This window comes from Acinetobacter sp. HR7 (assembly GCF_000773685.1).
Taxonomy (GTDB): Bacteria; Pseudomonadota; Gammaproteobacteria; order Pseudomonadales; family Moraxellaceae; genus Acinetobacter; species Acinetobacter thermotolerans.
In genome coordinates this window covers 1-599 of record NZ_JPQO01000098.1, presented here as the reverse complement: position 1 = coordinate 599, position 599 = coordinate 1, and the positions used below count along the sequence as shown (strand labels likewise).

Genomic DNA, 599 nt, shown 5'->3' with positions numbered 1-599 from the left:
TGTCTTGTCCTGAAATAGATTGACAGTATTCCACTTCAAACCGAGTTAAGCAATTAGCTCGGTTTTTGTTTGCTCATACATCTGATTCGGGGTGTTCATATTTAAACTTAAATGCGGTCTATAACAATTGTAAATCATGATAGATTCCGCAATTAAGTGATCTAACTCCTTCATGGTTTGACATCGCGTGGTTAAAAACTCCTGCTTTAATATTCCATTAATTCGCTCTGCTAATGCATTCTGATAACAGTCCTTGCCATCTGTCATGGAAGGACATATCCCATAATGGCGCAATGCCGATTGATATAGCTCAGAGCAATATTGAGCACCTCTATCTGAATGATGAATCATCCTAGTCGCTCGATCTGTCGCTTGCTGCATCGCCATATGTAGAGCCTGCACAACATTCTCCGCACGCATATCATTCGATAACTTATAACCTTTAATCTGTCGGGTATAAGCATCTGTCACCAAGGATAAATAATGCACACCTTCAGCACTCTCAACATAGGTAATATCACTAACAAAGACTTCATTGGCTTGCACTGCTGAATAATCCTTTAATAAATTTGGATGCTTCTTCATCCAATGCTTGCTAT

1 protein-coding gene is annotated in these 599 nt (G+C 39.2%); it reads right to left on the bottom strand.

Going from position 1 to position 599, the window contains the following annotated elements:
• Positions 1-45 precede the first annotated feature (45 nt).
• A partial coding sequence (locus tag GW12_RS05595) for an IS3 family transposase (protein WP_034584555.1) occupies positions 46-599 on the bottom strand: 554 nt, incomplete at its 5' end.